This window comes from Burkholderia sp. IMCC1007, assembly GCF_027257875.1.
Classification (GTDB): domain Bacteria; phylum Pseudomonadota; class Gammaproteobacteria; order Burkholderiales; family Burkholderiaceae; genus Burkholderia.
This window is the reverse complement of record NZ_JAPVQY010000017.1, coordinates 69,471-75,470: the sequence shown is the minus strand read 5'-3', so window position 1 is coordinate 75,470 and position 6,000 is coordinate 69,471. Positions and strand designations below refer to the sequence as shown.

Below are 6,000 nucleotides of genomic sequence, written 5' to 3'. Positions count from 1 at the left end.
TTTGGGTTGGGGCGGTTGGTGGGGGGGGGGGGGGGGGGGGGGGGGGGGGCCGGGGGGGGGGGGGGGGGGGCCCCCCCCCCCCCCGACTTCCGGTATCGTTGACGGCTGCGCGCAACACGGCGCGCGTCGCATCAAGATCCGTTCGCCCCATTCAACTCGCAGGAGCATTCATGATTCTGGAAATGGCATCACTCGAAATCGATCCGTCGCAAGCCGAGCCGTTCGAAGCCGCGGTTCGTCAGGCACTTCCGTTGTTCGCTCGCGCGCGCGGCTGCGGCGGCGCCGAACTGCATCGCGTGATCGAGCGCAGCGGCGGATATCTGCTCGTCGTCAAGTGGGACACCGTCGACGATCACATGGTGCATTTCCGGGAGTCGGACGACTTCCAGGCGTGGCGGCAACTGGCCGGGCCGTTCTTCAAGAGCCCGCCGCAGGTCGTGCATACGGAAGTGGCGGTGAAGTAATCCGCAGCGGTCAAGACGGGTCGGCAAATCGCCCGATCCGTATCACGGGCGCATTGCCGATCAGCTGGACGTCATGCATGGCGTCCTGACCGTGGAGCGCTCGTGCAACGAGGTGACGCACTTTCGCATCGACACGGCGCGCACGCGCAACCTGAACTTCGTCCGTGAGATGGGTGATTCATCGTCATCGCGTCACTTCCTGGCGGCCTATGAACAAGGCAAGCGCTGATGCTCCGCAGCGCATCAACGCTTATCCCGGCCAGACCCCGAACCGGCACCGACTGCCGGCCCGCGCCCTTCCCGCTCGCCGAATTCGGCCGACGTGTCGAACGTCAGCGCTCCGTCACCGTCGATTGCCGGAACGATGCGCCATAGGCACTGTCCGGCAAGCGATCGCGGCCGCTCAGCCTGGAGCGGAAGGTGCCGACCGGCGGCGTCGTCCGGTACAGGCCGCGCTTCTTCAGTTCCGGCACGATCAGCTCCGCGAAATCGTCGAGCGTGCCCGGGCTGATCAGCGGATTGAGCATGTAGCCGCTCGTCGTCGACTGCCGTGCGTGTGCGGCGAGCTGATCCGCGACTTCGTCCGGCGAGCCAACCAGGATCAGGTCGGTGCCGCGCGTGACGCTCGTGAACTTGCGCCGCACGTCGCCCGCCGTCAGCGGCTTGCCGCTACCGTCCGGCCGCACCACGTAGGACGTCAGCCCCTCGGTTTGCGTGGTCAGCGGCTCGTCGTCCGCATAGCGGTCGATGTCGATGCCGGTGTCGCCGGCATAGCTGACGAGCTGCGCGTGCTGGTGATAGTGCTGCTGCAGCGTGTGGTATTTCTCCTTCGCGTCGCTCGACGAGCGCGCCGTCACGATCCGCAACACCGTCAGCGACTTCACGTCGTCCGCCGCCCGGCCGCGTTCCGCCGCGAGCCGGCGAATTTCGTCGAGGCCCGCGCGAATCTCGTGCGGATTCGACTTCGCGACGAACACCACCTCCGCGTGCTTGGCCGCGAATTCACGCCCGCGCCCGGACCAGCCGGCCTGGATCAGCACCGGCGAGCGCTGCGGCGACGGCGCACAAACGTGCGGCCCGTGCACGCGATAGTGCATGCCTTCGTGCGCGATCGGCCGCACGCGGTCGCCGCGCGCGTAGCGCGGCGCGTGCTTGTCGGCGACGACCGCGTCGTCCGCCCAGCTCTGTTCCCACAGCTTGTACACGACGTCGAGAAATTCCTCCGCGCGCGCGTAGCGTTCGTCGTGGCCGATCATCCGGTCGAGCCCGAAGTTGCGCGCCGCGCTCGTCAGGTACGACGTCACGATGTTCCAGCCGATCCGCCCGTTGCTCAGATGGTCGAGCGTGCTGAAGCGGCGCGCCAGCGCGAACGGATGCTCGTAGGTCGTGCTCGCCGTCACGCCGAATGCGAGCCGCTCGGTTTGCGCGACGAGCGCCGGAATCAGCATCATCGGATCGTTCGCGGGCGCCTCGACCGCCCACTGCAGCGCCGCGTCGGCCGAGCCGCCATAGACGTCGTACAGGCCGAGCACGTCCGCGAAGAACAGCATGTCGAGATCGGCCTGCTCGGCCGTGCGCGCGAGGTTCGACCAGAACGCGAGCGTATTGGCCCGCAGCCGTTCGTCGGCGGGATGGGTCCAGAGGCTCGGCGCACCGCCGCAGCCGACACTGGCTTGTTCATACAGGGAAAACAGCAACGGGCGAGGATCGGACATCGTCGAGTTCGGTACCAGGGCAGGAATCAGTTGGGTGCCGCCCACGCGCCCGACGACGCGCGGCGGGGCCGTGCGGGCATGCGATCGTCCGGCGTGCGCGTCAGATGGCGATTGACGCGCTTCTCGAGACGGGCGGCGGGAATGGTGAGCAACGCGACCAGCACGACATAGACGATCGCCGCACCGGCCAGCGGTTCGTATACGCGCAACGTCTCGAAGCGCAATGTATTGGCCGTCCCCATCACGTCGAATACGGTAATGGTCGACGCGAGGACGGTCGATTTCAGCAACAGGATCGCTTCTCCGGTGAGCGCCGGCAGCGCAAGCCGCCATGCGCGCGGGCCGACGATGCGGCGCAGCACCTGCGCGCGCGTCATCCCGTAGGCGTGGCCGGCCTCGATTTCGCCGGCCGGTACGCCGGCGATCGCACCGCGCAGGATCGTCGCGACATACGCACTCTCGTTCACGCTCAACGCGACGATCGCGTACCAGAACGCGTCGCGCAGCAGCGGCGATGCCCAGCTGTCGCGCATCCATTCGCGCGGCACGATCTGGCCGAATCCGTAGTACAGCAGATAGAGCTGCACGAGCAGCGGCGTGCCACGGATCAGCATCAGCCAGCCGCGCGCCGACCAGCGCAGCGGCGTATGGCGCGCACCGGCGGCGAGCGCAAGCGGCACGCCCAGCAGCACGCTGGCCGCGCCCGACAAAAGCGTCAGCGCGAGCGTCGTCGGCACCGCGGCGAGCAGCTTCGGCATCACCGTATCGAGCAGGAAAGGCAGCGAGAAGATCATGCCGTCGCCCGCCTCGTGCCACGATTCGCATGCCGTTCGAGCGCCGCGAAGATGCCGGTCGACGTGATGCTCAACAGCAGGAACAACGCAGCCGTGACGAGATAGAAGAATACGTAGTGCCGCGTCGCGCCGGCCGCGAGCTGGCTCGCCTTCAGCAGATCCGTGAACGAACCGAGCACGCTGATGAACGACGCGTCCTTGGTCGCGTTCAACCACACGTTGCCGGCGCCCGGCAGCGCGAGCCGCGCGGCGACCGGGAGCCGGATGCGCGTGAATGTCTGCCATGGCGTCATGCCATACGCATGCGCGGCTTCGACCTCGCCGACCGGCACGTTGACGAGCGCCGCGCGAAAGATGTCGGTGAGATACGCGCCCTGGATGAAACCGAGCGACAGCGCGGCGACGACGAACGGATCGAACGCGAAGTCAGCGGATACGATGCCGCTGCCACGCAGCGCATGCTCGACGGCCGGTGCGACCGCGTAGAACGCGAGCAGCAGGCACATCGATGCCGCTGCCACGCAGCGCATGCTCGACGGCCGGTGCGACCGCGTAGAACGCGAGCAGCAGGCACAACAGCTCGGGCAGCGCGCGCACGAGCGTCGTGTAGAGCCGCGCGAGCCACACGAGCGGTGCATATCGCGACAGCTTGACGAGCGCGCCGGCCATGCCGAGCAGCACGCCGGTGCCGAACGACGCTGCCGCGACGCCGAACGTCAGCGCGAACGCGCTGGCGAACACGCGGCCATAGCCGCCATCGCCGAATGCGAGCAGCGCGAGCAACGAATCGTCCGCGGTCATCGGGTCAGCGGCCCTTCTCGATCGTGCCTTTCAGGTTCGGATAGCGGGCGGTGATCGCATCCCACGTGCCGTCCTGCTGCAGTTGCGCGATCGCGGTCGACAGCCTGCCGCGCAGCGCATCGCCGTGCCGCACGCCCGCGCCGATGCCGAGGCCCAGCACCGGATTGTCCGCGCACGTGGCCTTGATCTCGAAGTCCTTGCCGTCGCGCGACGACAGGAACGCCGTGAACAGCCCCTTGCCTTCCTGCACATAGTCGACGCGGCCGGACACCAGATCCGCCAGTGCATTGTCGAACTTGTCGAAGGCCTTGATCTGCGCATCCTGCTTGAAGCGGGCATCGAGGAACGCCGAGAAGTTCGTGCCGGCCTCGACGCCGATCACACGGCCCTTGAAGCTCGCGGGCACCGCGCAGTCGACGCGGCGCCGATCGCTTTTCGCGCCGACGAACACCGTCGGCGATTCGTAATAGGCGCGGCTGAAATCGACCGCTTTCTGTCGTTCGCCGGTGATCGTCATCGACGACCAGATCACGTCGATCTTCCCGTTCTGCAACGCAGGAATCAGGCCGTCCCAGGCAATGTCGGTGAGCTCGCAACGCACGTTCAGCTTGCCGCACGCGGCATCGAGCACATCGATTTCCCAGCCCTTCCACTTGCCGCTCGGGTCCTTCGAAAAGAACGGCGGGTACGATTCGGCGTCGATGCCGACGCGCAAGGTCGGCTGGGCCGCATGGGAAACCGGCGCGAGGCCGAGCACGAACAGCGCGGCCGCGGCACGGCAGACCCTGGAACGCATCGAACGATTCATGTGGCGCATTTCTCAAATAACGTCGGAATGACCGGCGTCGCAGCCGGCAGGAGGCGTGACTGTAATGCGCGCCGAAGCGTGTACCAAATGGTTATTTTTTGGATGAATATCTGATCCTGCGATATGCGGCGCGCGGGTGAGGTGCGTGGTTATTCCGACCCGCGGCATCGGTGCTTCAGTCGGTCAAGCCGCCGCAGGCCGGCGTCGCTGACGAACCCGCCACGGGTTCCGGCCACGGGTTCTGTCGCGCGACTGGGGCGTGAAAGGCCAGCGACTGCTCGGCATCCGCGCGGTGCCGGCGGCGAGCTTCGAGCGCATCCTGGCTCGAACCTGATCGGGATCGGCATCCTGCCGCTGCAGCTTCGTTGCGGGCACCCACCCCGACACGCTCGATCTCCAGCCAGGTGATAAGCTCGAGATCGACGCGTCGGCCGATGCGCGGTCGCGCATCAACGCCCTTCTCAAACCCTGAGCGCCCGCTCGACCGGCGCATTCGATTTCCACGAGCCCTTTCATGACCGTCGACCCTTCCGTCCTCTCCGCGTTCACCCCGACCGGCAAGCTGCGCGCGTCGATCAATCTCGGCAACCCGATCCTCGCGAACCGCGACCCGGCGACGGGCGAGCCGTTCGGCGTATCGATCGATCTCGCGCGTGCGTTCGCCGAGCGCCTGTCGGCCGACCTGGAGCTCGTCGTGTTCGACGCCGCCGGCAAATCGGTGCAGGCGCTGACCGACGAGCGCGCCGACTTCGGCTTCTTCGCGATCGATCCATCGCGCGGCGAAACGGTGGCATTCACCGAGCCGTACGTGCTGATCGAAGGCTTCTATCTCGTGCGCGACGATTCGCCGATCCGCACCAACGCCGACGTCGACCAGCCGCACAACCGCGTGGCCGTCGGCAAAGGCAGCGCGTACGACCTGTTCCTCACGCGCGAACTGAAGGCCGCACAGATCGTGCGCGCGCCGACGTCGCCGGCCGTCGTGCCGACCTTCGTCGAACAGCAGTTGGAAGTCGCGGCCGGCGTGAAGCAGCAGCTCGAAGCGGACGCGGCGAAAACGTCGGGCTTGCGCCTGCTCGACGAACGCTTCATGGTGATCCGCCAGGCGATGGGCGTGCCGAAAACCCGTGGCGAAGCGGCCAATGCTGTGCTCGGCGCGTTCGTCGAGGAGATGAAGGCGTCGGGCTTCGTCGCGGATTCACTGCGCCGGCATCGCATCACGGGTGCGTCCGTCGCGCCGTTGCGCTGATCGCGGCATGGCTGGCGGGCCGGGCCGTCGCGCCGGCCCGGTGGGACGTCGGCACTCCAGCACGCGCTCGATCGCGCAAGTAGCTGCCCTTCCCCGCGCCCGGCATCGCGAACGACACCACGAACTCTATCGCGCCTTCGCGCGGCCGCGTACCGGACGAACGTCGATT

Annotated in this window: 8 protein-coding genes and 1 pseudogene; 4 read left to right on the top strand and 5 right to left on the bottom strand. The window is 67.3% G+C overall.

The window, feature by feature from the left end:
• The first annotated feature begins 170 nt into the window (after nucleotides 1-170).
• Together O1Q03_RS17195 and O1Q03_RS17190 are read left to right on the top strand one after the other, a co-directional pair.
• Nucleotides 171-464, top strand: coding sequence for an antibiotic biosynthesis monooxygenase family protein (locus O1Q03_RS17195; RefSeq protein ID WP_098554011.1), 294 nt, complete (start codon nucleotides 171-173; stop codon nucleotides 462-464).
• Between the two features lie 73 nt (nucleotides 465-537).
• The gene (locus O1Q03_RS17190) at nucleotides 538-693 is read left to right on the top strand and encodes a hypothetical protein (protein WP_269504938.1); all 156 of its coding nucleotides are present in this window, start codon (nucleotides 538-540) and stop codon (nucleotides 691-693) included.
• A 103-nt stretch (nucleotides 694-796) separates the two neighbouring features.
• Here the strand turns inward: O1Q03_RS17190 and O1Q03_RS17185 are convergent, their stop codons facing one another.
• From O1Q03_RS17185 to O1Q03_RS17165, 5 genes are read right to left on the bottom strand one after another with little or no spacing between them, the layout of a single operon-like run.
• Nucleotides 797-2,179, bottom strand: coding sequence for an LLM class flavin-dependent oxidoreductase (locus O1Q03_RS17185; protein ID WP_269504937.1), 1,383 nt, complete (start codon nucleotides 2,177-2,179; stop codon nucleotides 797-799).
• A 26-nt stretch (nucleotides 2,180-2,205) separates the two neighbouring features.
• Nucleotides 2,206-2,973 carry an ABC transporter permease gene (locus O1Q03_RS17180; RefSeq protein ID WP_269504936.1) on the bottom strand — a complete coding sequence of 256 codons (768 nt, stop codon included), beginning with the start codon at nucleotides 2,971-2,973 and terminating at the stop codon, nucleotides 2,206-2,208.
• Nucleotides 2,970-3,494, bottom strand: a complete 525-nt coding sequence (locus O1Q03_RS17175) for an ABC transporter permease subunit (RefSeq protein WP_269504935.1) — start codon at nucleotides 3,492-3,494, stop codon at nucleotides 2,970-2,972. Before O1Q03_RS17175 ends, O1Q03_RS17180 begins: the two co-directional genes overlap by 4 nt.
• Nucleotides 3,400-3,774, bottom strand: a complete 375-nt coding sequence (locus tag O1Q03_RS40215; RefSeq protein WP_269504934.1) for an ABC transporter permease subunit — start codon at nucleotides 3,772-3,774, stop codon at nucleotides 3,400-3,402. The genes O1Q03_RS17175 and O1Q03_RS40215 overlap by 95 nt, the downstream gene beginning before the upstream one ends.
• Before the next feature lie 4 nt (nucleotides 3,775-3,778).
• On the bottom strand, nucleotides 3,779-4,582 hold the full coding sequence (locus tag O1Q03_RS17165; RefSeq protein WP_332112537.1) for a transporter substrate-binding domain-containing protein: 804 nt from the start codon (nucleotides 4,580-4,582) through the stop codon (nucleotides 3,779-3,781).
• Between the two features lie 244 nt (nucleotides 4,583-4,826).
• Between O1Q03_RS17165 and O1Q03_RS17160 the strand changes: the two are divergent.
• Together O1Q03_RS17160 and O1Q03_RS17155 are read left to right on the top strand one after the other, a co-directional pair.
• Nucleotides 4,827-5,015: pseudogene (locus O1Q03_RS17160) on the top strand (hypothetical protein); the annotation flags it as partial.
• Nucleotides 5,016-5,096: 81 nt separating this feature from the next.
• Nucleotides 5,097-5,831, top strand: coding sequence for an ABC transporter substrate-binding protein (locus tag O1Q03_RS17155; protein WP_269504932.1), 735 nt, complete (start codon nucleotides 5,097-5,099; stop codon nucleotides 5,829-5,831).
• The last annotated feature ends 169 nt before the right edge of the window (nucleotides 5,832-6,000 follow it).

Bases quoted from the DNA above. Each gene is read 5' to 3' on its own strand.
- O1Q03_RS17195 (WP_098554011.1), top strand. From the start codon at position 171: ATGATTCTGGAAATGGCATCACTCGAAATCGATCCGTCGCAAGCCGAG.
- O1Q03_RS17190 (WP_269504938.1), top strand. From the start codon at position 538: ATGCATGGCGTCCTGACCGTGGAGCGCTCGTGCAACGAGGTGACGCAC.
- O1Q03_RS17185 (WP_269504937.1), bottom strand. From the start codon at position 2,179: ATGTCCGATCCTCGCCCGTTGCTGTTTTCCCTGTATGAACAAGCCAGT.
- O1Q03_RS17180 (WP_269504936.1), bottom strand. From the start codon at position 2,973: ATGATCTTCTCGCTGCCTTTCCTGCTCGATACGGTGATGCCGAAGCTG.
- O1Q03_RS40215 (WP_269504934.1), bottom strand. From the start codon at position 3,774: ATGACCGCGGACGATTCGTTGCTCGCGCTGCTCGCATTCGGCGATGGC.
- O1Q03_RS17165 (WP_332112537.1), bottom strand. From the start codon at position 4,582: ATGAATCGTTCGATGCGTTCCAGGGTCTGCCGTGCCGCGGCCGCGCTG.
- O1Q03_RS17155 (WP_269504932.1), top strand. From the start codon at position 5,097: ATGACCGTCGACCCTTCCGTCCTCTCCGCGTTCACCCCGACCGGCAAG.